Raw genomic sequence first — 26,004 nt, 5'->3', positions numbered from 1 at the left:
AGATGTGTATAAGAGACAGGGCTGAAGGCGCTCCCCTGCTAAGGGAGTATAGGGTTTGTAGCTCTATCGAGGGTTCGAATCCCTCCTTCTCCGCCATTTAATAACGAAGAAAGCCCCGCAATTTATTGCGGGGCTTTTTTTGTTGTTAAAAATGGCAGAAGGCGGGTGAGAACCCTCGACCAGGGTTCGACCAAATGTCAGGAACATTTGGGGCCGCTGCAAGCGTCGCGAAGCGATTGGTTACATGGACGTAAGCAAGCCCATCCCCACGTTTGACACTAATACCAGTTTAAAAAGCCTACCGTTTTATGTCCGTAACCTTTACACCGATGAAGGAGGGTGAGAACCCTCGACCAGGGTTCGACAAAATGTCTGGAACATTTTGGGCCGCTGCAAAGCGCCTCCCGCGATTGATTACATGGACGTAAGCAAGCCCATCCCCACGTTTGACACTAATACCAGTTTAAAAAGCCTACCGTTTTATGTCCGTAACCTTTACACCAATAAAGGCGGGTGAGAACCCTCGACCAGAGTGAGAACAAACTTTGTCTGGAACATTTGGGGCCGCTGCAAAGCGCCTCCCGCGATTGGTTACATGGACGTAAGCAAGCCCATCCCCACGTTTGACACTAATACCAGTTTAAAAAGCCTACCGTTTTATGTCCGTAACCTTTACACCGATGAAGGCGGGTGATAATCCTCTTTAAGCGCAGCGCCTCTTAACCTCTTTGTGAATAATTTACTTAAAGATCTTATTGCACAAAGAGAAAAGAATGAGAAGTAAATGAGGGTTTCTTAATATCAACTCAAGCAGCCAAGTTTAACCCAAACTTAATCCTTAATCCTGCAAACTAAACCCGTCCGCACCCATGTGCGCTGGAAAGCTTTGTTTAAATGCCTCAAGCGACTCTTTACCAAGTGTCGTGATCAAAACAGAGCTTTCATTGTCCTTCGCTTTAGCCAGCGTATCACCTTTGAAGTCATACACTGCCGTGCCGCCATTGTGCGCGACGCCATTACCATCATCACCAATACGATTAACGCCAATCACATAACATTGATTTTCCATCGCCCGTGCCATCAGTAAGGTGTCCCATACTTTGCGTCGTGCGGCGGGCCAGTTGGCGACATTAACCATCACATCGTAGTCGTTGCGATTACGCTGAAATACCGGAAAGCGTAAGTCGTAACATACTTGCGGTAAAATTCTAAAACCATTAAGGGTGAACACTTCACGTTGCTCACCCGCTTTAACAAACTCACCTTCTTTACCTAAACAAAATAAATGCCGTTTGTCGTAAAATTTCACCTCGCCATTAGGCCAAACCCAATAAAAGCGGTTGGCTTTTTTATCACCTTGTTGTACGAGCACCGAGCCTGCTATCACCGCATTGCTTGATTTTGCCGACGCGATCATCCAATCAAGCACTTTACCTTGCTTTAACTGATGATCCGGCTCTGCGCAATCAAGATTGATAGCAAAGCCGGTGGCAAAGGTTTCTGGCAATAAAATAAGCTCAACTGATTTATCTATATCAGCTATTTTATTGCTAAAGTGTGCCAAGTTGGCGTCTTTATCTAACCAATTAAGCGATGTTTGTATCAGTGCTAGAGTTAAAGTTGACATAAAATCTCCGCGGCTTGTAATAGCGTGGCGTCATGTTTGGCAAAGCATAAGCGAATAACTTTATCGTTGCTTGGTTGCTGATAAAACACGCTCAGTGGAATGGCTGCAACGCCAGCTTGCTCTACTAACCAGTGGCAAAATTCTACGTCATTTAAATCCGATACATCGCTGTAATCAAGCAGTAAAAAATAGGTGCCTTCACTTGGTAAAATGGTAAAGCGGCTATCTTGTAGAGCATTACTGAGCACATCGCGCTTTTGTTGATAAAACTCACTCAGCTCATCCACATGCTCACCTTGTTGCTCTAACATATCGGCGAGTGCATGTTGCGCGGGCGTAAAACTTGAAAAAGTCACGTATTGGTGAATTTTACGAAACTCGACCGCAAGTGCAGCGGGTGCGATACAGTAGCCCATTTTCCAGCCTGTGCTATGAAAAGTCTTACCAAAGCTTGAGATCACAAAGCTGCGAGCAAACAATTCGTCATCACGCAGCACACTTAAATGCGGTTGCTTATCAAAGGTAATGTGCTCGTATACCTCATCACTTATTACATATAAATCATGCTCGATTACTAAGGCTTTTAGAGCATTAATATCGTGCTGTTTTAACGTTTTACCACTTGGGTTATGTGGGGTGTTGATTATAATAGCCCGCGTTTTGCTATTGATAGCCGCAGCCACCGTTTGCCAGTCAATTGCATAACTCGGAGCATACAGCGTAATATTAACGGACTTACCACCGGCCAATTCAATCGCTGGCTGGTATGAGTCATAGGCAGGGTCAAATACGATGACTTCGTCGCCTTCGCGCACCAGCGCTTGAATAGCAACAAACAGTGCCTCGGTCGCACCTGAGGTTACCGTTACTTGCTGGGCGGCATCTATTTCAGCCGCATATTTGCGTTTTGCTAACTGGGCAATTTGTTGCTGCAGGCGCGGTACACCACTTGACGGCGAGTATTGATTAACTCCTTCAAGCACATAGTGATTAAGCTGTTTTTTAAGTAGCTCAGGCGCATCAAACTCAGGAAAACCCTGCGATAAATTAATCGCTTCGAGTTGATTTGCTAAAGCGGTCATTTGACTAAAAATACTGGTGCCTAAATTTGGCAATTTACTTTCAAACACTGGTTACCCTTAATGATGGTTTTGCGCCCAAAGCGATGCTATCATTGCTGTTAACAGAAGTATAGCCGTCTAAAACAGTATGAGGAATGTATGCATAACAATACCGCTATTTCAGAACTTATAGAAGCAGGTAAATGGATCAGCCAACGTGGTTGGGTGCCAGCCACAGGTGGTAACTTTTCAGCGCGAACCAATACTGGCTTTGTGGTTACTGCCAGCGGTTTTGACAAAGGACAATTAGGGTCGCATACCTTTATTGAACTAGATCATGCAGGTAATCGCAGTGCTAGCGCCGCCAAACCCTCGGCTGAAACTGAATTGCATTTAAGCATGTATAAACTAATTCCTGCTGCTAATTATGTATTACACACTCATTCTGTCGCCGCAACAGTATTATCTCGAGTTATTAAAGGCCACAGCCTAGATTTACACGGCTACGAAATGCAAAAGTCATTAACTGGTATAACTTCGCATTTAGACACCTTAAGCATTCCAATTTTTGATAACGACCAAGACATTGATCGCCTAAGTTTATTAGTGAGCGATCACCACCTGCATATCCCTATTGAGCATGGCGTGCTTATTCGTGGCCATGGCCTGTATGCGGTGGGTCGTACAATCAGTGAAGTTCGCCGCCAATTAGAAGGCCTTGAGTTCTTATTTGCATGTGAATTAGAACGCTTAAAATTAGTAGGATTAGAATCATGATCAAAGCGCTGCTGACCGATATTGAAGGCACCATTACTCGCATTTCGTTTGTTAAAGAGGTGCTGTTTCCGTATGCCGCCAAACAACTCCCTGAGTTTGTAAAAACTCAGCAAACGCAAAGCGCGGTAGCAGAGCAAATTAATGCCGTAAAAGCGATTATTGAACAGCCTGACGCCAGTATCGATGTGGTAATTGACACTTTACTTGCATGGATCCGTGACGATAAAAAAATCACCCCATTAAAACAGTTACAAGGTCTAATTTGGCAAACTGGCTATGAAAATGGCGATTTTACCGGCCATTTATACCCAGATGCCTACCAGTTCTTAGTTGCGCAGCAACAAGCCGGCCAGCAGTTGTATGTGTACTCGTCAGGCTCGGTGAAAGCCCAACATTTAATTTTTAACTACTCTGACTTTGGTGATATTCGCTCCTTATTTACTGATTATTTTGATACTCAAGTTGGCGCTAAACAAGAGCAAAGTTCATATCACAATATTATTGCGCAACTACCTTTTGCCGCTAATGAAGTGTTATTTTTAAGCGATGTAGCCGCTGAACTGGATGCCGCCAAAGCCGCAGGTTTAAACACCTTACACCTGATCCGTGATGGTCAAGCAAGCTCGCCTGCACATAACTATATTAACGATTTTAGTCAATTTACTGCGGAGCATTTAGCATGAGCCAACTGACTATTTTTGCTGATTGTAACGGCAGCAATGCCTTATTAAATACTCAAGATGCAACACAAATTGCCACCGAACTTAATAAAGTAAATGTTCGTTTTGAACAGTGGCAAGCAAGCGCAGTTATTAACGCCGATACCAGCCATGAAGATATTATTGATGCCTACAGCAACGATATTGAGCGCTTGAAGCAACAAGGTGGTTATCAAACGGTTGATGTAATTTCATTAGCAAAAGGTAATCCAGCAGCCACAGAGCTTCGTGCTAAGTTTTTATTTGAGCACACTCACAGTGAAGATGAAGTGCGCTTTTTTGTAAAAGGCCAAGGACTGTTTTGCCTACATATTAACGACAAGGTATACCAAGTGCTTTGCCAGCAAGGTGATTTAATTTCAGTACCGGAGCTTACCCCGCATTGGTTTGATATGGGCAGCGATCCTGAATTTACTGCCATTCGTTTGTTTAATAATACCGAAGGCTGGGTGGCACAAAGCACCGAATCTGAGATTGCTAAGCAATTTCCTTTATTGGACTAGGCATCTGTTAATAAAGGAATTTAAATGGAAAAGCTATTTTCATACGGTACACTGCAATTAGCGCAAGTACAGCTTGATACCTTTGGTCGCTTGCTTGACGGTCAAGCCGACACGCTGCAAGGTTACCTGGTAGGCGAAGTTGAGATCACCGACGCCGCCGTGCTGAAAAGCAGCGGCCAGCGGTTTCATCCCGCGCTAATCAAAACAGGGCTGGCAACGGATACCGTAACCGGCACTATTTTTACCATCACCTTAGAGGAACTTGCTAACGCAGATAGCTATGAAGTTGATGACTACATCCGTATAGCAGAGTCATTTAGCAGCGGCATTGATGCATGGGTGTATGTAGCTAAGAGCTAACGTCATATCAAAGATGACTTAAACAACTTAACTCTGTAGTATATTTTCAGTGTTAGTTTTACTCAATTAAGTGAACGTGAAATGGTCAACGAACAATATCAAAAGTCCAAACAACAACTTGCGTATTCTCGTAAGCAAGTTGAAAAAGCTGGCCGTATTTTTCGTAAACAAGAAGGCGATTTTGAATTTGCTACCGAAGTCATTCAAAACTATCGCGCGGCTCATTTATACCCGCTGACCATCATCAAAAATTTAGTATGGAAACACGTAAAAAAACTCAATCTGCTTGATTCTGCTACTATTGTACGTCGCTTAAAACGTTTGCCGACAATTATTGATAAACTGCAACGTGAGTCGTTAGACGGCAAAAGTGAAAATGCCATCAACCTCAAGCGCATGCACGACATAGGTGGTTGCAGAGTTATTTTAGACAATTTAGATAACCTGTATAAGCTCAATAAAAGTTTAGATTCAAGTCGAACAGTCCATAGCGTAAAGTCATATGATTATATTGATCATCCTAAAGCCACTGGCTATAGGGGCATTCATCGTGTCTATAAAAGTTATAACAATTTAGAGTCTCACGATTACAAAGGCTTTCAAATCGAAGTTCAATTACGTACTCGACTCCAGCATTTATGGGCAACTACAGTCGAAATCGTCGATATTATTGAAAAAGAAACACTGAAAACCAACCCACAAGCCGCTGATACAGATTGGCAACGATTATTTTTTATCATGGGTGAATTTCTTGCCGTTAAAGATGGCTCAAATCAATTAAGTGCTGAACAATCACAAAGCTTTATTGATGAATTAGCTGCTTTAAATAAAAAGCTCGCAGCATTTCATAAACTCGATGCGTTTAACCGTGCGTTTCAAGTTGACGAGATTAAAAATAAATCAAAAGATACAGGTTTTGCTTTACTTGTTCATAATACCGAAACTCAAATGGGTCGGGTCTTTTTGTACGCAGCCAGTAAGAAGCAAGAAGCATTAACGCACTATGCAGAGCAAGAGCGACAAACTCACAACAACGTATTATTAGTAGCGGGAAATGACTTGAAATCTATCGAAAAAGCCTATCCCAACTACCTTAATGACACTTCTGAGTTTCTTTCAGAATTCAGCCGTATATTACTGGGTTAGCTGTTAATTTAAGTCTTTCAATTCACCTGCCAACACTTGCGATTGATCATATACGCCAGTATCGAGCACCCAGCCGGTAATAAGCTTAGCGGGGGTTACATCAAACGCGGGATTATATACGTTAGCATTTGTAGGTGCCCATAGCGCCTCACCAAAGCTTCCGCTTACACCGCGCACTTCTGCGCTGTTACGCTGCTCAATTTCAATCTCTGCGCCGCATGCTGTGTTTACGTCGAGGGTTGTTAATGGCGCTACCACATAAAATGGGATGTTATGAAAATGCGCCAACACCGCTAAATTATAAGTGCCCACTTTATTAGCAAAGTCACCATTTGCAGCAATGCGATCAGCACCGACAAAAATTTTATCAACCTTGCCAGCAGCCATTAAACTCGCTGCCATATTATCGCAAATTAAGGTGTAAGGTACTTGCCAGCGTTCAAGCTCAAACGCGGTTAAACGCCCACCCTGCAGTAATGGCCGCGTTTCATCCACCCACACATGAATATCGCCATGACGTTGCTGCGCTTTATAAATAACACCAAGAGCAGTACCAATCCCTGCGGTCGCTAAGGCACCCGTATTACAATGCGTGAGGATATTATCACCGCTGTTAACCAGTGCAGCACCATGATTTGCCATGCTTTCACACAAAGCGATATCTTCATTAAACAATGTAACAGCGGCACTGACGATTGCCGTTACATAATCATCTCGCTGTAACGCAATACGTAACTTTGCCATGCAATGCATTAAATTAACGGCGGTAGGTCGAGTGGCTTCTAAATCATCAATCGCCTGCGCTAATGCTGCTTTAGCTGTGCCTTGCCCTGCCAAATGGGCAACTAGCAAACTTGCTCCTAAGCCAATCAGCGGTGCGCCGCGTATTTTTAAGCTTAAAATCAAATCCCTCATAGTGGTTACATCATTACATTCGTGCCATAGCTGCTGGTGTGGCAATAAGTATTGGTCTAACACACTTAGTGTCTTGTTTTGATATTTTAAACTACTCGCGATGAGATCTTGCATGGTTGATCCTGAATAATCGTTTGGCTAATCGCTATTTTACAGCAGTTTTTAAAACGCACAACCCAGAAGTGTAGACATCTAAACGGTTGAAGGTATAGAATGCTATCGTTTATCATTTTCTGAGAGTACGCCGATGCCCGAATACGTTGCCTTTAATGCACAGCATGCGATTGATTATATTAAAAATCTTGTAACTAAAGATGGCTATGACTTGTTTGATCCTGACCAAACGTTAACGGCGTATGAGTTTGGAGATGGCAATTTAAATCTGGTATTTAGAATAAGTGACGAGCAAAGTAATAGCGTTATTTTAAAGCAGGCCTTGCCTTATGCGCGCTGTGTGGGTGAATCATGGCCACTGACGCTTGACCGAGCACGTATTGAAGCTGAGGTTTTACTCAACCACGGCGCATTGAGCCCAGACTACACGGCAAAAGTACTGCATCATAATCCAGAGCAAGCGCTGACCATTTTAGAAGATCTTGGTCATTTGCAAATTTTGCGTAGCGCACAAATAAACGCAGAGCAATTCCCGCTGCTGGGCCAGCATGTGGCTCACTACTTAAGCCACAGCGGTTTTTATAACTCAGACTTTTACCTAACCGCGCAAGATAAAAAAGCCAAAGTCAGTCAATTTACTAATCCAGAGTTGTGCCAAATTACTGAAGATTTGTTTTTCAACGATATCTTGCGTGAACATGAGCGTAATAACTACCCAAGCGAGCTGCAAAGTACAGTCAATAAACTACAAAATAACGCCGCATTACATTTAGCGATCGCAAAACTAAAAGCCACGTTTTTATCTTGCCCACAAACCTTGCTGCATGGTGATATGCATAGCGGCAGTATTTTTGTCGATCAAAACACTACTAAGATGATCGACCCTGAATTTGGCTTTTTTGGCCCAGTTGGCTTTGATATCGGCTCATTTATCGGCAACTTATTATTAAACTACTGTGCACAAAATGCTCGTATTAGTGAATTTGTTACACGCCGTAACTATCACAGCCATTTACTGACTTGCCTGCAAGAGAGTTATTCTTTATTTGAGCAACAGTGGCTGAAGTTAATTGCAGAGCAAACCACAGATAACAATTTAAAGGCCGCTGGTTATGGCGAGTATTTTATGCAACAAGTATTACAAGACGCGATTGGCTACTGTGGCACCGAGCTGATACGCCGCACTATCGGCTTAGCACACGTTGCTGACATTGATGGTATTGAAGATGCACAGGCGCGTTTAGACGTGCAACGCCACACTTTAGCGCTGGGTGAGCAATTAGTATTAAACGCCCATACCTGTAATAGCAAAGAAGAGTTTTTCTCTTTATTGATAAGCCAACTAAATTAAGTTTATAAAAATAGCAAAAGGCACTTTATTAAGTGCCTTTTAGCAATCTATTCTGGGCGGGCCCTATTACCTAGCCCCTTTAAATTACTGATAGTTTTCATACATTTTATCAAGTGGTTCTGATAAACCATTTTCTTGCACAACGCGTACATGCTGCCTGCCGAGTTCTCGGGCACTAAATACCCCACATGAGTGGGCAATTAAACCTGCACCATAATGAATATACTTATTGTAATTTGCTACGCGCTGGGCTTTATCGGCGACATCTAAGCCGCGTTGTAGGCGCTCGTTATGAGTAGTGATCCCTGTTGGGCAAGTATCTTTGTTGCATTGCAACGCTTGAATACAACCTAAAGCAAACATATGACCCCGTGCCGAGACCACAAAATCAGCACCAAGTGCAAGTGCCCAAGCAACCTTTGATGGCACTATTAGCTTACCTGAGGCTATAACTTTAACTCGTTCACGTAGGCCATGCTTTTCCAGCATATTAACAACTAACGGTAAGCTTTCTCTTAGCGGTAACCCCACCGAATCCATCAGCGGTTGTGGTGCAGCACCGGTACCGCCATCAGCACTATCGATAGTAATAAAATCGGGCGCAGATTCAATACCACGATGATTGATCTCAGCAAACAAGGTTTCCAGCCATGCATAAGCGCCAATAACCGCTTTAAAGCCGGTTGGCTTGCCAGTCGTTTCGCGCACCGAGGCAATCATATCAAGTAAATCTGCAGGGTTTTTAACTTCAGGATGACCATTTGGGCTAATTGAATCGTGACCTTCTGGGATACCACGAATAGCCGCAATTTCAGCGGTGACTTTTTTGCCTGGCAACATACCACCTTTACCCGGTTTAGCGCCTTGGCTCATTTTAATTTCAAACATTTTGACTTGTTCATGCGCTGCTATTTGTTTGAGCTTCTCATGGCTTAATTTGCCCTGCTCATCGCGCACACCATATTTAGCGGTGCCAATTTGAAACACAATGTCGGCACCGCCTTCTAAGTGATAAGGGCTTAACCCCCCTTCACCGGTATTCATCCAACAACCAGCCAGTTTTGCACCTTGCGATAACGCACGTACTGCAGGTTTTGATAACGCACCAAAACTCATACCTGAAATATTAAATAGCGATTTAGTAATATAAGGATTGGGACAATGCGGGCCCAAAGTCACAGCACTAGGCTCAAGCGCTTCTTCGTCTAAAGTAGGAAACGCGCAGTTCATAAACATCACGGTACCGGTAACTTCTAGGCTCTGAGTTGAGCCAAACGCGGTGGTGCGATCAACATTTTTAGCCGCTTTGTAAACCCAGCTACGATCGGCACGATTAAATGGCATTTCCTCACGATCCATAGCGAAGAAGTATTGACGGAAAAACTCGCCTTGGCGCTCAAAAAAATAGCGAAATCGACCAATTACCGGATAGTTTTTCCTAATTGCCTGTTTTGATTGAGTAACATCACTAATATAAAAATAAATAACCAGTAAAATTAAACAGCCAAATACCACAATAAATAAACTGGCAAACACATCAATACTAAAAATTATAAAATCACTCACGCAACGCCCCTTGCTGATTATTTTCCCAGCTTTGAGCATATAAGTAGAACAAGTTTCAAGCAAATGTTTTAAAAGGAAAACTCGGTTACGTACCAGTCAAGCACGCACCGAGATAAAGTAAGGATAGTAACTTAGCCGCGCTTTTCTAGCTCAGTTTCAATATATTGATGGATTTGATCTTCTAACACTGACATGGGCACAGAGCCATGACGAAGTATCTGATGATGGAACTCACGGACATCAAAATCTTGCCCTAATGCTTGCTCAGTTTCTTTGCGTAAGCGCTTAATCGTTAGCTCACCAATTTTGTACGACAGCGCTTGTGCAGGCCATGAAATATAGCGATCGGTTTCAGTTTTTACGTTATGTAATGAAAGCGCGGTGTTTTCACTCATAAACTTCATCGCGCGATCGCGACTCCAACCATACATATGCATGCCAGTATCAACCACTAAACGGGCTGCTCGCCACATTTCATAAGTTAAACGGCCAAAGTTACTGTATGGGTCTTGATAAAAACCTGCTTCGATACCTAAATACTCAGAATATAACCCCCACCCTTCACCAAATGCCGATAAATAGGCGTCTTGACGGTAACTTGGCAGGTTTTCTAACTCCGCATTTAGAGAGATTTGTAAATGATGCCCCGGTACAGCTTCATGAAAAGTAAGTGCTTCTAATACATATAAAGGTCGTTTATCAAGTGCGTAAGTGTTTACCCAGTAATAACCCGCTTGATCATCACGACTCGAGCCAGAATAACGGCCAGTGGTGTATTTTGGCGCTATGCTTGCTGGCACGGGCGCAACACCATAAGGCATGCGTGGTAAGGTATGAAATAGCTTAGGTAATTGCGCATCCATTTTTTTAGCTATGTAAGAGGCTTCTTTTAAAAGCTCCTCTGGTGTTTTAGCGTAAAATTGCGGATCAGTACGTAAAAAGTGCACAAATTCAGCAAACGTGCCTTTAAAACCAACTTGCTCAATAATCTTATCCATTTCAGCACGAATACGTGCCACTTCTTTTAACCCCAGTTCATGGATTTCTTTTGGGGTCATGTCTGTGGTGGTGTAATACTTGGCACGATTGGCATAAAACGCAGCACCATTAGGTGTTGCAGAGATACCAATTTCAGTACGCGCACCGGGCTGATACTCTTCATTAAAGAAGCTTAAATAGCTTTGATAAGCAGGGATCACTTGCTCTTTAATGATTTTTTTTGCTTGTTGTTGTAAAGCAAAAAACTCACTGTCAGTTAAACCTGCGGTATTATTTAAAAATGGTTTATAAAACTCAGACTCAGTAACGTCATCCACAATATAAGCACTGATCGAATCTTGATAACCAACAAGTACCGCTTTCGGTTGCGTTAAGCCAACCTCTAAGCCTTTGCGCATCCAGCCGATATTTTGCTTGAAGAATCGTGGAACTTGCTGCAAACGCTGCAGATAAAGCTGATAATCAGCTGGTTTCTTATAATCTGAACGCGACACCATAAACGATAAACTAGAGTGAAAACCATATTCAGAAGTCAGTGGCATGTAATGGCTATTAAATACATACTCATCAATACTATTTTGTACTTGGCCGCGAATGATAGTGAGATTAATACGATTTTCATCACTGAGCTTATCTTTATCTATTGCGTCTAACTGCGCCAATAACTCCGTGTTATGTTGATATTTCTGGTCAAGAAACTCAGCTGATAGATTAGTTAACAAATAGCCATCAACACCTTCTGGGTGGCTATACGCGCTAATACTTTTTCGATAATCAACAATTGCTTGCGCAACTTGCGTAAATTGTTGATCGCTATCTACCGTGGTCATTTGGCAAGCGCTTAATGTACATGCCAAGGCGATGCTTAACAGAGAATAACGCATAACCGATGAAGGTGATTTTTTCATAATATAAGGGGTCTGCTACTGAAAACGTGAGGTTTAACCTAACCTAGACAGCTACAATAACCAACAAAATGCGACCAAGGGCAAAAATACAAGGTTAAATTAACCGCGACTATTGACTAGTAGTTAATCAGCATTTTTTATTACTTAACAAGATTGTCGAGAAAATCAGCTATTGAACGATAAAAATAGAAATTTCGCTGCCAAATTACATATTTTTGCTTTTAAATATCCCCGATACAGATTAATGTAAGGCAATCTCATACGCTAGGATTGCGTCAAGACCTCATGGAAAGGGTTATTTAATTTTTCGCTGTTACGTGTATTTAATTGGTGTATACAATGATGTTCCATGATTCCATGGCTATTGCTCAAGAAAAAATGACCAAGGTATGTATCTTTTTAGAACATCATATTTTACCACCGACCCCACTTAATTATCACGTCGTCTACACCTACGTCAGCCAAGTTAATTCTGATTTAAATACCACCATTGATCGCGCTATTGCTCAAGGCCAAGAAATTGACTGTGTCTATATAGAGCAATTGTACTTCGATTATATGGATCACGCTCACAAAGCCGAAACTAAGATGGTTCGCAATGTCGACGGTATTATTAATTCATTATCACGTAGCGCGCACGCAACCGAAAAAGATATTATCCGCTTTGCCAGTCAGGTCAGTGATTGTGTTCATTCGCTAGATGAAAATAATATTGCCCAAAGTCGCCTCGCACTTGAGACATTAAATAAACAAACAGCCCATCTGCTCACGCAACATAAACAATTTAAACTAGAGCTGATCAAAGCAAAGCGATTACACGAGAAAACTCAACAACAACTCTTACAATTACGCAAACAACACATCACCGACCAGCAAACAGGCCTTTTTAAGCGTCATTATTTAAACCAGCAAACACAATTATGGTTAGACCAAAAAAAATCGGTGTGTGCGATTGCCATTCAAATAGATAACTTAGATCACTTTATTGATAACTACGGTGACATCATTGGTGAAGTAATTTTAAGTAAGGTCGCTAAACAGATCCAAAAATATGTATTTGAAAGCGGTCTACCTGGGCGTACCAGCAAAGATGCTTTTACCATATTATTGGCTGATATTGACCCAGAAACAGCGAATGTCATTGCCGAGAAAGTCCGCAATGGAGTCGAAAAGCTTCGCTTTGTCAGCTCGAAAAATGGTATTAAGCTTCCGCCAATCAACCTTTCATTAGGTATTGCCAAACATCAAGATGAAAAAGATTTTAATAACCTTGCCCGTACAGCATCCAATGCCGCACATAAGGCAAGATCGCTTGGCCAAAGCAGTTTTATTGCAGGTCAATAGTCGTTAATCAGTTTGATCCACAAGCAATTTAACTAGATTCAAATTGCACCTCACAGGCACAATCAAGTACACTAGTCTTTATTACCACGATAGAGATTAATCATGAACGAGAATCCTGAAAAGACCACGCATTTTGGTTATAAAACCGTTGCCGAAACCGAAAAAGCTTCTATGGTTGCCGATGTATTTCATTCCGTTGCGACTAAATATGACGTAATGAATGATCTCATGTCGTTTGGTATTCATCGTTTATGGAAACGTCAAACCATCGCCAGCTCAGGTGTGCGTAAAGGCCACCAGGTACTAGATTTAGCTGGCGGTACTGGCGACTTAACCGCCAAGTTTAGTCAACTTGTTGGCGATACCGGGCAAGTTGTTTTAGGTGATATCAACTCATCAATGCTTAAGGTAGGCCGTGAAAAGCTGCATAACTTAGGCCTGGTTGGCAATATTGACTACGTGCAAATGAATGCTGAAGCACTGCCTTTCCCCGATAATAGTTTTGATTTAATTACCATTGCCTTTGGTTTACGGAATGTTACCGATCAAAATAAAGCACTGCGTTCAATGTACCGTATTTTAAAGCCAGGTGGTCGTTTACTGGTATTAGAGTTTTCTAAACCAGAGCACCAGGTGCTCAGTAAAGCCTATGATTTTTACTCATTTAACTTACTACCTAAAATGGGTGAACTCGTTGCAAATGATGGTGAATCATACAAATATTTAGCTGAATCTATTCGTATGCATCCAGATCAAGAAACACTAAAAGCAATGATGAACGAAGCTGGGTTTGAGCAAACTACTTATCAAAATCTCACTGGTGGGATTGTCGCATTGCATCGCGGCTTTAAATATTAAGTACCGCCAAGTTCATAACGTTTATTGCTAAGGTATTGGTATGTTAAATAATTTCATCGTCGCACTAGTAGAAAGTATTTTAAATACTGCGCTGCAGCTCGACTTAAGCCTTAGCGATAGACTCGCACCAATTGCACAACAACGCTTATTAATTGATATACGCGATTGGCAGCAACAGTTTTTGGTCGTCTTCACTGGCCAGCAACTGCATATCTATAACACCACCGAGCAGCAATTTGATTGCATGATCAGTGCTGATATGCAAACCTTAATGGCACTTAAAAACCCAGCGATGCTCACCCAGTTAATTCGCCAAGACAAGCTTGATTTGCAAGGCGATTTACATATCGCACAGGGCTTTAGTAGTGCCTTTGCAGCGCTTGATATCGACTGGCCTGAACATTTATCACGTTACCTTGGTGATGCCGCTGCACAGCAATTATGGCTGTTAGTTAAACAAACCCAACAGCAAGGCCAAAAAGCCAACAACAAACTCTCTACAACGCTAACTACTCTATGCCAAGACGAGCTCAAAGTGACGATTCATCCTTTAGAGCTTGAACAATTTAAGCAACACACGCGCCAACTGAAAAGTCATACTGCGCAACTTGAGTTGCGAGTTAACCAATTACTTCAAGCAAAATAAATCAGTAAGGATTATTTGTGTCAGCTGCTCGGCTTTATAACATCACTAAGACCCTTCTTAACTATGGTTTAGATGAATTAATACCATCACAAAAAATACCTTGGTATGGCAAAGTGAGTCGCGCATGTTTGTTTTGGCTAAAAAACAAACACCCAGAAAAACCAGCGGGTTTAAGGCTGCGCTTAGCATTACAACAATTAGGGCCGGTGTGGATCAAGTTTGGTCAGATGCTCTCTACTCGGCGCGATTTGTTACCGCTGGATATCGCTTTAGAACTGGCCTTATTACAAGATCAAGTACAGCCATTTGATGGCGCGTTAGCGCAACAACTAATTGAAAATGCGCTCGAAATCGATGATATCAGTGAATACTTTAGCGACTTTGAACAAACCCCACTGGCATCGGCATCGATTGCCCAAGTGCATACAGCCACTTTAGTGGACGAACACGAGCAACCACAAAAGGTGGTTATCAAAGTCATTCGCCCTGATATCAGAGAACAAATTGACGCTGATTTAGCATTAATGGAACAGTTTGCCAAAGTAGTAGCAAAACTAATCAACGAAGCGAAAAGGTTACGCCCTGTTGAGGTTGTTAAAGAGTATAAAAAAACCTTACTTGATGAATTGGATTTACTGCGTGAAGGCGCGAATGCAATTCAATTAAAGCGTAATTTTGAAGACTCTGAATCCCTTTATATTCCTTATGTTTATAGCGACTACAGCCGTGTAAATGTACTGGTAATGGAACGTATTTACGGCATTCCAGTGTCAGATACAGATGCGTTAATTGCGCAAAACACCAATATGAAGCTACTCGCTGAGCGTGGTGTGGAGGTGTTTTTTACCCAAGTATTTCGAGATAGCTTTTTTCATGCTGACATGCACCCTGGTAATGTGTTCGTCTCTTACGACACCCCAGAAAACCCCAAATTCATTGGCATAGACTGCGGTATTGTTGGCACTTTAAATAAAGAAGATAAACGCTATTTAGCGGAAAACTTTATTGCCTTTTTTAATCGCGACTATCGCCAAGTGGCACAGTTACACGTTGATTCGGGTTGGGTACCAAAAGATACCAGCGTCGAAGAGTTTGAGTTTGCCATTCGCACCGTCTGCGAGCCAATCTTTAATAAACCGCTCGCTGAGATCTCATTTGGTCACGTGCTCGTTAACCTATTTAATACCGCTCGTCGCTTTAATATGCAAGTTCAACCGCAATTAGTTCTACTACAAAAAACCTTACTGTATGTTGAAGGTCTAGGGCGTCAGCTATATCCACAATTAGATTTATGGAAAACAGCAAAACCCTTTTTAGAAGATTGGGTAAAACAGCAAGTAGGTCCTTGGTCGGTGCTTAAGCAAGTATATGCAAACTTACCATTTTGGGCAGAAAAAATGCCCGAGCTACCGGATTTAATTTATCAGAACCTAAAACAGCAGCAACACCGCCAACCACCATTGCCGCAGCCATCACATAAGCCGTTGTTACTGGGTGTATTTGCAGGCGCTGCGATGATAGTGTCGGGGTTATGTTATTTACAGCATGATTTTATAGCTACCACTGTTGCAGCAAGTTGTTCAATAATTGGCTTTATTTTAGCGTGGCGAAATGCATAAACTAAGTGCTATTTACATTCTGCTGAGTATAATCAGCGTAAACATACAATGAAATTTGGAGTAAACCATGGGTTTTGGCGGTATTAGTATTTGGCAATTATTAATTGTATTAGCAATCATAGTGTTACTTTTTGGCACTAAGAAGTTGCGTGGCATTGGCGGTGATTTAGGTAATGCTGTTAAAGGGTTTAAAAAAGCGGTCTCTGAAGATGAGCAAAAAAAACCAGCAGAACCTATAGAGCAAGCAAATAACCCAATACAAAATAAAGAGTCTGTTGATAAAAGCAAAGAAGACCATAAGGCTTAATTAGCATGGGTATGTGGGAACTGGTTGTGGTGTTGATCGTCGGCTTAGTAGTGCTTGGCCCTGAACGTTTGCCGGTTGCTATCCGCACGGTAAGCCGCTGGATAAAAACAATAAAATCTTTGGCGAACTCGGTTAAGGCCGAAGTCAACGAAGAATTAAGAGTGCATGAGTTGCACCAAAATTTGAAAAAAGCTGAACAGCAAGGCATGCAAGATCTCAATCCGGCAATAAAAGACTCGGTTGACGAGCTGCAAAAAGCCGCTGATTCCGTCACCCATAGTTATAAAAAAGCCTCCTCGGATCTAACCAAAAAAGCGAATATTGATGAGCAAAAATGAAATTATTTTTGTTCGCTGTGGTCTATATATCGGTAACGAGTTAAATTATGACTGAACAAGTAAAATCAGGCTTTGTAAGTCATTTAATTGAATTGCGAAATAGGCTAATGAAAGCCTTATTAGCCATATTGGTGTTTTTTATTGCGTTGGTTTACTTCGCCAACGATATTTACAGTTTTGTAGCGGCCCCATTAGTTGCGCACTTACCAAGTACCGCAACTATGATCGCCACGGATGTAACAGCACCGTTTTTTGCGCCATTTAAATTAACCTTATTTGTCGCTTTATTTGCCGCATTTCCGTTGATATTACACCAAATATGGGGCTTTATTGCGCCAGGGTTATACCAACATGAAAAACGCATGCTAATGCCAATTTTGGCATCGAGCATTATATTGTTTTATAGTGGTATCGCATTTTGTTACTTTGTAGTACTACCGATCATTCTTGGCTTTTTTACTAGTGTTGGCCCAGAAATGATGACCCTCGCGCCAGATATTAGCAGTTACTTAAGCTTCGCGTTAAAGCTGTTTTTTGCTTTTGGGGTCGCCTTTGAAATCCCAGTAGCTATCATGCTGCTGTGTTTCAGCGGTGCTACTACAACGCAGAGTTTAAAAGAAAAGCGCCCTTATATTGTGGTAGGTGTGTTTGTCGTCGCGATGTTTTTAACACCACCCGACGTACTTTCACAATCATTATTAGCATTTCCCATGCTACTGTTATTTGAATTGGGGTTAATTTTAGCGTCCTTTTATAGTGCTAAACCTCAGCAAAATGAGTCAGAGGAATAAATGAAAAAACAACTACTACCCATACTTGCCTTACTAAGTATTCCAACAGTCCATGCCAACGAAGTGAACCTACAAGCTTTACAGGCCTGTACGTTTGTTGAAAATGACTTTAACCGCCTACTTTGTTATGACAACACCATGGCAGGTAAATCGTTAAGCAAACCAACCACCTCGAAAACCTTAACGCCACCTACGAATAGTGCAGCGCCAGCGGTTGCCGCAACAGCGGGCACAGTTGCCGCGGCTGAGCAGCGCGTGAAAGCTAAAAATGAAGACTTTGGCCTTGAACATAAAGAGGTAAGCAAAGATAACGACGATGAAATTTCTGCGCAGGTAACAAGCGTTGAAGAAGCACCTTACGGTGAGTTAATTATTAACTTAGACAATGGTCAGCAATGGCGTCAAATTGGCTCTGATAGCTTGCGTATCTCAACCAATGATACCATTGTGATCGAACGCGGTTTGTTCAACTCCTTTTTATTGAAAAAAGCAGGCCAGAATCGCTCGATCCGCGTTAAGCGCACCAATTAATGACCACCCATCTCATTGATGCTGGCGTAAACCTCACCAATCATCAATTTGATGATCAACATTTGGCTATCATTACTCGTGCAAAAGCACACAATGTTAGTCAAATGCTGTTAATTGGCTGCGATATTGAGTCCAGCCACCAAGCCTTGAATTTAGCAAAGCAATACCAGTTACTCGCAACAGCGGGAGTGCATCCACATGATGCCAAATCAGCCACTGAGCAGCTTGAAGAGCAATTACGCTCACTTGTAGCAGCCCCAGAAGTGGTCGCAATTGGCGAGTGTGGGTTGGATTATAATCGCGATTTTTCTCCCCGCGAAACTCAACGATCGGTATTACACCGACAGTTAGCTTTAGCGGTAGCATTAAATCTGCCGGTCTATTTACATGAACGCGATGCCAGTGAAGATATGCTAGCAATCTTGCAACAGTATTCCGTTCGCGGTGTATTACATTGCTTCACAGGTGATCAACAAGCACTTGAGCAGTATTTAGCGTTAGGCTTATACATTGGTATTACCGGTTGGGTCTGTGATGAACGCCGTGGTAAACAGTTGCAACAGCTGATACCGAGCATTCCACTTGAACGACTATTGATCGAAACGGATGCGCCGTTTTTGATCCCTCGCTCGTTAACACCAAAACCAAAATCTCATCGTAATGAACCAAGTTATTTACCACATATCTGCGCAACCATTGCGTCCTTAAAAGGGTTAGAATTTGCAACCGTTGCAAAGCAAACTACACTTAACTTCCAACAGTTATTCAACCACAAGGGCTGATAATGAAGCGTGTTTGGTTGCTGCTATTTAGCTTGCTATTGATTTCATTTACGTCCCATGCCACTCATATTGTCTTAGATAAACACTTCAAACACTTACAAGATATTCCTTTTCAGTATTCCCTGCAGCCCTTAACACCCGAACAAGCTAAGCTAGGCGCAAAGCAGCAGTGGCAACAACCCACAGAGCAAGCGCTCAATTTAGGCTTAACGAGCCAAGCTGTATGGTTGCGTCTACAACTGGTTAATACTGAAGATGCAGACTTAGCGGTTTTATTATCTATTGATAATCCATTATTAGATAAGGTCGCGGTATACCACTACTTTAAGCAGAACACGTTATTAGTTAAAGAAATTGGTGATGCACTGCCACTGAAAAACCGACAAATTGCAACCGAATCATTACTAGTAAAACTCACGCTACCACCAAGCAGTAATTCAACATTACTGCTGCGTGTTGAAAGTTTAGATGGTGTCAGAGTACCATTGAGCCTTTGGCAGCATGACGAGTATTTAAAAGATAAAAGTAAATTTAATTTACTGTATGGCTTGCTAGTCGGATTTATTTTATCTTTGGCAATCACAAGCTTAGTCATGTTTAGTTTTTCTAGAAAACGTTACTTTGCTCTGTGCGGCACAATTTTAATCACCTTATGGTTATTATTAATTTATTTATATGGCTTTGGCTATCGCTATTTTCACCCCTCTTTACCGACGCTGCAACAACTGGCAGTGCCAAGCATGCTGATACTGGCAACTTGCTTATTCAAACCTTTATTTGAACAGTTGCGCCGGCCGGTAAAAACATTGCTGCAACCCTTACATACATGGAGTAACAGGTTACTGTTTATCAGCCTGTTTTTTATTTGGTTACTGCCGACCAATATCATGCTGAGTTACTGTCTGTTTGTGCCTCTGATTATTATGCTATTGCATATAACTGCGTTAGGGATCGATATTCGGCAGCAGCAAACCCAGCCTCTCAATGCACTTTTATGTGGCGCGTTGATATTCTTTGCCACGCAGCTTTACTTGATAATTGTCGTGTTTGATATTTATGATTTTAATACCCGTGGCTTACCGTTTGTATTCTTTAGTTTTTTAATTTGCTCACTCAGTCTAAGCTTTGCCACCATAAAGCATTTTTTAATCGAACGTGACGCGCAAGTCGCAGCCCAACAAAGTAAAATAGCTCAAAGTGAAGCGCATGATGCATTACTACAAGAGCGTTTAGCGCTACAAGAACAAGCGAGATCAGACCTCGAAGCGAATATTGAAGAGCGTACCTTTGAGCTACAAGTTACCTTACGCGAGCTTGAAGAAAAAAACCGCGCGCTTGAGCAAATTAATATGGAAGATCCACTAACAAAAATCAAAAATCGTCGCTACTTTGATAAAAAGCTAGTCATGGACTTACGTCGCTCACGCAGAGAGCAAACTCCTTTGAGTATAATAATGCTCGATATTGATCACTTTAAAAGTATTAACGATACTTACGGGCACTTAATTGGCGACCAAACGATTCGTGCGGTAGCTGACATTATAAAAAACCGCCTAAAGCGCCCACTCGACGAAGTGGCACGTTATGGGGGGGAAGAATTTGTAGTTTTATTGCCCAATACAGTGCTCAGCGGTGCCATTGAATTAGCAGAGCAAATACGTCAAGAAATCTTAGATGCTACGATTGCTATAGCAAATACTGAGATTAAGTTTACTATTAGTGCTGGTGTGTATAGCGCCATTGCTGAAGACATTAATAACCCAGGATTATTCACAGACTGCGCCGACAAAGCACTTTATCATGCCAAACAAAGTGGCCGTAATCGTGTAGTTAGCTTTCCAATTTTAGACTAGGAGCAAATAATGGCCCAATCAGGTCTCGACCTTTTCCCTTATACTCGTATGCGTCGCATGCGCCGCAGTGATTTCTCTCGCCGTTTGATGGCTGAAAACCAGCTCACTGTAAATGACTTAATTTATCCAGTATTTGTACTTGAAGGCAACAATCGTCGTGAAGCGATTGAATCAATGCCGGGTATCGAGCGCTTATCAATTGATTTACTATTACTTGAAGCGAAAGAGCTGGTCGACTTAGGCATTCCTGCGCTGGCACTTTTTCCAGTAACACCAAGCGACAAAAAGTCATTACTTGCCGAAGAAGCTTATAACAAAGATGGTTTGGCACAACGAACTGTCCGCGCCCTCAAAGAAGCCTTCCCTGAGTTGGGGGTGATTACTGATGGTGCGCTTGATCCCTTCACTACACATGGGCAAGACGGCATTATTGATGAACACGGTTATGTGATTAATGATGTCACTACTGAGATTCTAGTAAAACAAGCGCTCTCACATGCAGAGGCTGGCGCAGACGTTATTGCGCCTTCCGATATGATGGATGGTCGCATTGGTGCAATTCGCGAAGCCCTTGAAGCTGATGGCTTTGTTCATACTCGTATCATGGCTTACTCGGCTAAATACGCCTCTAGCTACTATGGCCCGTTTCGAGATGCGATTGGCTCAGCAGGAAATCTAAAAGGCGCGGATAAAAAAACCTACCAAATGGATCCAGCCAACTCTGATGAAGCATTGCGTGAAGTAGCCTTAGACTTACAAGAAGGTGCCGACATGGTGATGGTAAAACCAGGCATGCCGTATTTAGATATCGTCCGTCGGGTTAAAGACGAGTTTGGTGTGCCAACGTTTGCTTACCAAGTCAGCGGTGAATACGCCATGCATAAAGCGGCGATTGATAATGGCTGGCTCGCTGAAGAAGCCACGATTATGGAATCACTACTCGCATTTAAGCGTGCAGGCGCCGATGGTATTTTGACTTACTTTGCTAAACAAGCCGCTCAATTGCTTAAAAAGTAATAGTTTCACTATAACTGAAGAAAGAGTGCTAAGGCGCTCTTTTTATTTTCATTTCATTAACTTTTTGTATTTTATTTGTCATAAATTTTCCTTACACTGACTGTCCCATTCGGGACACAATACACGGGAAAAATAATAATGTTTAATACAAAAATAACGCCATTGGCGCTTGTTATTGCAAGCCTCAGTGCACCAGCCTCCGCTAATTTAATAATTTCAGAATATGTTGAAGGTGGCGGTTACAATAAAGCGATTGAAATCTATAACACCTCATCAGCAGCTATATCTCTAGACGGTTATACACTTAATTTATTTTCAAATAAAAATGTATCAGCGACATCAAGCGAGAACCTAACGGGTTCTATAGCCGCAAACAGCACATATGTAATTGTTACTTCTGATAGTAGGGCTGTAGATGAATTAAAGAATAAAGCAGATCTATTCAGTGGTGCCGTTAATTTTAATGGTGATGATGCTTTGACCCTTACCTTGGACGACAATGTAGTTGATAGCTTTGGTCAAATAGGAGCTGATGGGGTTTGGAGCAATGGTGGTGTAACAACTAAAGATAAAACTCTACGCCGGAAATCAGCTATCACCTCTGGCCGTACAGATTCAACAGGCGCATTTGATCCAAGTGAGCAATGGCTGCAGTTTGATAAAGATGACTTTTCGGGCTTAGGCTTCCATGGTGAAAACAATCAACCTGAGCCAGAGCCGGAACCAGAACCGGTTACACCACTTGAGTGTGGCGCAGCGAAAACCCTTATCAACGCAATTCAAGGTGAAGGTGGTGATAGTCCATTATTGAATACTGAAGTTGAGCTGGAAGGCATTGTAACTGCTGATTTTCAAGGCGCAGAGCAATTAAGTGGCTTCTTTATTACATCACTTGATGCAGATATTGATACAAACCCACTTACTTCTGAAGGGGTCTTTGTGTACTTTGCTGATACCGATGTCAATGTAGGTGACCACGTACGCGTGAAAGGCAGTGTCGCAGAGTACTTTAATGCCACCCAAATTGGCGATGTCAGCCAAGTTGAAGTCTGTGCTACAGGTCTTACAACCACAACAACTAAAATATCATTGCCTGTTACCGATGTCGCTGATTTAGAAGCCTATGAAGGCATGCTAGTTACCTTAGAACAGCCTCTTGTTGTTACCAATAACTATGGCCTAGGTCGTTACGGTGAAGTTGACTTAGCAACAGAGCGCTTATATCAAGGTACGCAAATTGCGCTCCCAGGTGATGCTGCTAATGCCGTAGAAGCCGAAAACAGTAAAAAACAAATCTTACTTGATGATGGCTCAACAAAGCAGAATCTTGATCCAATCGCTTACCCAGGCACTGGCTTAGATGCATACAATACGCTACGCCTAGGCGATACTGTAAATACCGTTATTGGTGTTCTAGGATACAGCTTTGATCGCTATCGTATTCACCCAACCGTACAACCAACTTTTGTTGCAACTAACCCGCGTACTGAGGCACCAGAACTTCATGCTGATGCTGACTTACGTATCGCTAGCTTTAACGTTCTAAACTACTTTAACGGTGATGGTCAAGGTGCAGGCTTCCCAACCAGCCGTGGTGCAGACAGTGAAGCTGAATTTATTCGCCAACAAGCAAAAATTGTCAGTGCAATTGTTGCATTAGAAGCTGATGTTATCGGTTTAATGGAAATCGAAAATGATGGCTTTGACGAATTTAGCGCAATTGCCAGCTTAGTAAATGCGCTTAATGACGAAGATTCTGTAAATAACTACGCATTTGTTGATTTTAACGTAAACCAAATTGGTACTGACCAAATCACTACGGCATTAATCTACCGTGCTAATAAAGTAGCCGAAGTAGGTAACGCAGTAATTACTACGCAAGCACCGTTTGATTACAGTAACCGTGCACCTATTGCGCAAAGCTTTAAGTCATTAACGACTGATGAAGTGTTTACAGTTGCAGTCGCGCACTTAAAATCAAAAGGCAGCTGTGGCAGCGCAGATGGCAACAATGCTGACTTAGGCGATGGCCAAGCATGTTGGAATGAAATTCGGGTGGCCGGTGCCAATGCTTACGCAGACTGGCTAAACACTAAACCTACAGGTGTCGATGATGAAGATATCATTTTAGTCGGAGATATGAACGCCTACGCCATGGAAGATCCAATCCGCGCGTTTGCCGATCAAGGGTTTAAAAATGTTGTTGCAGAATTAGACGGCAATACCCTTGGCTATTCATATAGCTTCTCTGGTCGACTGGGTAGCCTAGATCACGCTGTAGCTAGCCCAAGCTTGCTAACCAAAGTAGTGGCTGCAACAGACTGGCATATCAATGCCGATGAGCCAATCAGCTTAGACTATAATGTTGAGTTTAAATCAGCTGCACAACAAGTAAGTTTATATGCAAGCGATGCATATAGAGCCTCGGATCATGATCCTGTTATTGTTGATATAAAATCTGCGACTCCTGAGCAACCTATTCCAGAGCCACAAGCACCTGTACTAACGCCAGAGCAAAGCTTCAACGTGTTAGAAAATAGCGCTATCGGTACTGTTATTGGTCAATTGGAATTCACCGATGCCGACGCTGAGTACACGCCAGTTGTTGAATTTATAGTCCAAGGACCTAATGCCATCACTATTAACCAACAAGGACAGTTAATTGTGGCGGGCGATTTGGATTTCGAATTTGAAAGAAAAATCACATTAATGGTACAAGCTAAAGACAGTGCTGGTAACTTATCAAACGCACAACTTGTCTATATTAATATCGATAATGATCAATCAGACGACGAAGATGATGATTCTGGTTCACTGTTTTGGCTAACATTATTAGCATTACCGCTAACCCTGTTACGCCGTAAAAAAGCATAGTAGTAAAATAGAAAAAGGCCGCTAAACAGCGGCCTTCTTTTTATGCATTACAAGGTGTTTGCTGTAACTTATTACAACTACTTTTGTTTTTTCTATACCAACACTTAATCGACTGCTGAGTTTGGGCATCAAACTGCCAATTATAAAAGCGAACTACCTTTTGGTTTTCTAATGTTACTACGAGCATGGTCAATAATTTTAATGAATGAAACTGAATATCAACTATTTCGTCTGCGTTGATATATTTCTTACCTAGTCCTTGAGAATAATAAATCCCCGCTTTATAACAGTGCAAAAACCGTAGATTAATTATATTTAGAATGGAGATCATAAATATAATCACAGTGATCGTTAAGGCTAAAACAGTTTGATTAACTGTAAAGATGAGTGTTACTGAAAAAGTCACCATGGCAACAATTAGTATTATCACTAATTGTAACAACCAATTTGGGCTCAATTTAATTGCATTCATATAAACGTCCTAAAAAGTACATGTATATGTCTCTTTCTGCGAGAGACTTCCGTTTCTCCGGTAGGACCATACAGATGGCCACGAGCTGCTATCATACCCGTTTTAGCTACTCGCATTCAAGTATTTGCACTACTTTTTCCCTAGTCATAAACGATTAGTTTTATTTTCTGAATAATAAATCTTTAAGTTAACATTTATTAACTACTGTAATTTTAGCAGCAAGTAATAAATGATTAGCCATTTGCTAGTGAGTAAGACGTTGGATGCGCAATGACGACATCGCGAAGGGGTGAATCATCGTAACAAGACAATTAAACAAGCCTGCTTCTGTGATATTAGTTTATATTATAGCAACAAAAAACCCGCAACAAGTGCGGGTTTTTTTAAGAGCTGAAAGGCTAATTACTTAGCAGCTTTCTTCTCTTTTTCTGCAGCGATTACAGTTTCAGCTACGTTTTGTGGACATGGTGCGTAGTGTGAGAACTCCATAGAGAACTGACCACGACCTGATGTCATTGTACGTAAT

General features: G+C 41.9%; 25 protein-coding genes. 18 read left to right on the top strand and 7 right to left on the bottom strand.

Annotated elements, in window-relative coordinates; translation table 11 throughout:
- Window positions 1-838: 838 nt before the first annotated feature.
- Together ENH88_RS01640 and ENH88_RS01635 are read right to left on the bottom strand one after the other, a co-directional pair.
- A complete protein-coding gene (locus ENH88_RS01640; RefSeq protein WP_304178786.1) occupies window positions 839-1,627 on the bottom strand; it encodes an amidohydrolase in 789 nt (262 codons plus the stop codon).
- Window positions 1,615-2,757: a methionine aminotransferase gene (locus ENH88_RS01635; protein WP_304178783.1), complete on the bottom strand. Its 1,143-nt coding sequence runs from the start codon at window positions 2,755-2,757 to the stop codon at window positions 1,615-1,617. The genes ENH88_RS01640 and ENH88_RS01635 overlap by 13 nt, the downstream gene beginning before the upstream one ends.
- 90 nt (window positions 2,758-2,847) lie before the next feature.
- Between ENH88_RS01635 and ENH88_RS01630 the strand changes: the two genes are divergently transcribed.
- The 5 genes from ENH88_RS01630 to ENH88_RS01610 all read left to right on the top strand — a co-directional run bounded on the left by ENH88_RS01630 (window position 2,848) and on the right by ENH88_RS01610 (window position 6,193).
- Window positions 2,848-3,465, top strand: a complete 618-nt coding sequence (locus ENH88_RS01630) for a methylthioribulose 1-phosphate dehydratase (RefSeq protein ID WP_304178782.1) — start codon at window positions 2,848-2,850, stop codon at window positions 3,463-3,465.
- Complete coding sequence (gene mtnC, locus ENH88_RS01625; protein WP_304178780.1) at window positions 3,462-4,148, top strand: acireductone synthase; 687 nt, start codon at window positions 3,462-3,464, stop codon at window positions 4,146-4,148. Before ENH88_RS01630 ends, mtnC begins: the two co-directional genes overlap by 4 nt.
- On the top strand, window positions 4,145-4,687 hold the full coding sequence (locus tag ENH88_RS01620; RefSeq protein WP_304178778.1) for a 1,2-dihydroxy-3-keto-5-methylthiopentene dioxygenase: 543 nt from the start codon (window positions 4,145-4,147) through the stop codon (window positions 4,685-4,687). The genes mtnC and ENH88_RS01620 overlap by 4 nt, the downstream gene beginning before the upstream one ends.
- Before the next feature lie 24 nt (window positions 4,688-4,711).
- Window positions 4,712-5,047, top strand: coding sequence for a gamma-glutamylcyclotransferase family protein (locus tag ENH88_RS01615; RefSeq protein ID WP_304178776.1), 336 nt, complete (start codon window positions 4,712-4,714; stop codon window positions 5,045-5,047).
- Window positions 5,048-5,128: 81 nt separating this feature from the next.
- A complete protein-coding gene (locus ENH88_RS01610) occupies window positions 5,129-6,193 on the top strand; it encodes a RelA/SpoT domain-containing protein (protein WP_304178774.1) in 1,065 nt (354 codons plus the stop codon).
- 3 nt (window positions 6,194-6,196) lie between these two features.
- On the opposite strand, the gene mtnA is transcribed toward ENH88_RS01610, so the two are convergent.
- The gene (gene mtnA, locus ENH88_RS01605; RefSeq protein ID WP_304178772.1) at window positions 6,197-7,222 is read right to left on the bottom strand and encodes an S-methyl-5-thioribose-1-phosphate isomerase; all 1,026 of its coding nucleotides are present in this window, start codon (window positions 7,220-7,222) and stop codon (window positions 6,197-6,199) included.
- Between the two features lie 133 nt (window positions 7,223-7,355).
- On the opposite strand from mtnA, the gene mtnK reads away from it, so the two are divergent.
- Window positions 7,356-8,573: an S-methyl-5-thioribose kinase gene (gene mtnK / locus ENH88_RS01600; protein ID WP_304178769.1), complete on the top strand. Its 1,218-nt coding sequence runs from the start codon at window positions 7,356-7,358 to the stop codon at window positions 8,571-8,573.
- Window positions 8,574-8,657: 84 nt separating this feature from the next.
- On the opposite strand, the gene ENH88_RS01595 is transcribed toward mtnK, so the two are convergent.
- Together ENH88_RS01595 and ENH88_RS01590 are read right to left on the bottom strand one after the other, a co-directional pair.
- Window positions 8,658-10,178: an FMN-binding glutamate synthase family protein gene (locus ENH88_RS01595; protein WP_414704774.1), complete on the bottom strand. Its 1,521-nt coding sequence runs from the start codon at window positions 10,176-10,178 to the stop codon at window positions 8,658-8,660.
- Between the two features lie 92 nt (window positions 10,179-10,270).
- A complete protein-coding gene (locus ENH88_RS01590; protein ID WP_304178765.1) occupies window positions 10,271-12,046 on the bottom strand; it encodes a DUF885 domain-containing protein in 1,776 nt (591 codons plus the stop codon).
- A 357-nt stretch (window positions 12,047-12,403) separates the two neighbouring features.
- Between ENH88_RS01590 and ENH88_RS01585 the strand changes: the two genes are divergently transcribed.
- The 12 genes from ENH88_RS01585 to ENH88_RS01530 all read left to right on the top strand — a co-directional run bounded on the left by ENH88_RS01585 (window position 12,404) and on the right by ENH88_RS01530 (window position 25,006).
- Entirely contained in the window at window positions 12,404-13,390 is a 987-nt protein-coding gene (locus ENH88_RS01585) for a GGDEF domain-containing protein (RefSeq protein WP_304178790.1), read from the top strand.
- A 102-nt stretch (window positions 13,391-13,492) separates the two neighbouring features.
- A complete protein-coding gene (gene ubiE / locus ENH88_RS01580) occupies window positions 13,493-14,248 on the top strand; it encodes a bifunctional demethylmenaquinone methyltransferase/2-methoxy-6-polyprenyl-1,4-benzoquinol methylase UbiE (RefSeq protein WP_304178763.1) in 756 nt (251 codons plus the stop codon).
- 40 nt (window positions 14,249-14,288) lie between these two features.
- Entirely contained in the window at window positions 14,289-14,894 is a 606-nt protein-coding gene (locus ENH88_RS01575; protein WP_304178761.1) for a ubiquinone biosynthesis accessory factor UbiJ, read from the top strand.
- A 17-nt stretch (window positions 14,895-14,911) separates the two neighbouring features.
- On the top strand, window positions 14,912-16,513 hold the full coding sequence (gene ubiB, locus ENH88_RS01570; protein ID WP_304178757.1) for a ubiquinone biosynthesis regulatory protein kinase UbiB: 1,602 nt from the start codon (window positions 14,912-14,914) through the stop codon (window positions 16,511-16,513).
- A 67-nt stretch (window positions 16,514-16,580) separates the two neighbouring features.
- Window positions 16,581-16,820 carry a Sec-independent protein translocase subunit TatA gene (gene tatA, locus ENH88_RS01565; RefSeq protein WP_304178756.1) on the top strand — a complete coding sequence of 80 codons (240 nt, stop codon included), beginning with the start codon at window positions 16,581-16,583 and terminating at the stop codon, window positions 16,818-16,820.
- Between the two features lie 5 nt (window positions 16,821-16,825).
- Window positions 16,826-17,158, top strand: a complete 333-nt coding sequence (gene tatB, locus ENH88_RS01560; RefSeq protein ID WP_304178754.1) for a Sec-independent protein translocase protein TatB — start codon at window positions 16,826-16,828, stop codon at window positions 17,156-17,158.
- Between the two features lie 47 nt (window positions 17,159-17,205).
- Window positions 17,206-17,949: a twin-arginine translocase subunit TatC gene (gene tatC / locus ENH88_RS01555; RefSeq protein WP_304178752.1), complete on the top strand. Its 744-nt coding sequence runs from the start codon at window positions 17,206-17,208 to the stop codon at window positions 17,947-17,949.
- Window positions 17,950-18,480 (top strand): hypothetical protein, encoded by a 531-nt coding sequence (locus ENH88_RS01550; protein WP_304178750.1) that lies wholly within the window; start codon window positions 17,950-17,952, stop codon window positions 18,478-18,480.
- The gene (locus ENH88_RS01545) at window positions 18,480-19,262 is read left to right on the top strand and encodes a TatD family hydrolase (RefSeq protein ID WP_304178749.1); all 783 of its coding nucleotides are present in this window, start codon (window positions 18,480-18,482) and stop codon (window positions 19,260-19,262) included. The genes ENH88_RS01550 and ENH88_RS01545 overlap by 1 nt, the downstream gene beginning before the upstream one ends.
- A 2-nt stretch (window positions 19,263-19,264) precedes the next feature.
- Complete coding sequence (locus ENH88_RS01540) at window positions 19,265-21,115, top strand: sensor domain-containing diguanylate cyclase (protein WP_304178747.1); 1,851 nt, start codon at window positions 19,265-19,267, stop codon at window positions 21,113-21,115.
- A 9-nt stretch (window positions 21,116-21,124) separates the two neighbouring features.
- Entirely contained in the window at window positions 21,125-22,132 is a 1,008-nt protein-coding gene (gene hemB, locus ENH88_RS01535; RefSeq protein ID WP_304178745.1) for a porphobilinogen synthase, read from the top strand.
- 138 nt (window positions 22,133-22,270) lie between these two features.
- Window positions 22,271-25,006 (top strand): ExeM/NucH family extracellular endonuclease, encoded by a 2,736-nt coding sequence (locus tag ENH88_RS01530; RefSeq protein WP_304178743.1) that lies wholly within the window; start codon window positions 22,271-22,273, stop codon window positions 25,004-25,006.
- Window positions 25,007-25,046: 40 nt separating this feature from the next.
- Here ENH88_RS01530 and ENH88_RS01525 read toward each other — a convergent pair whose 3' ends face one another.
- Both ENH88_RS01525 and ENH88_RS01520 read right to left on the bottom strand, forming a co-directional pair.
- On the bottom strand, window positions 25,047-25,478 hold the full coding sequence (locus ENH88_RS01525; RefSeq protein WP_304178741.1) for a hypothetical protein: 432 nt from the start codon (window positions 25,476-25,478) through the stop codon (window positions 25,047-25,049).
- A gap of 402 nt (window positions 25,479-25,880) precedes the next feature.
- Window positions 25,881-26,004, bottom strand: a 124-nt coding sequence (locus ENH88_RS01520) for a hypothetical protein (protein ID WP_304178788.1), incomplete at its 5' end; no start/stop codon positions are given.

This window comes from Pseudoalteromonas prydzensis (assembly GCF_011050055.1).
GTDB lineage: Bacteria > Pseudomonadota > Gammaproteobacteria > Enterobacterales > Alteromonadaceae > Pseudoalteromonas > Pseudoalteromonas prydzensis_A.
Note: the sequence above shows the minus strand (reverse complement) of the source record. Positions and strands in the feature narration are given on the sequence as shown.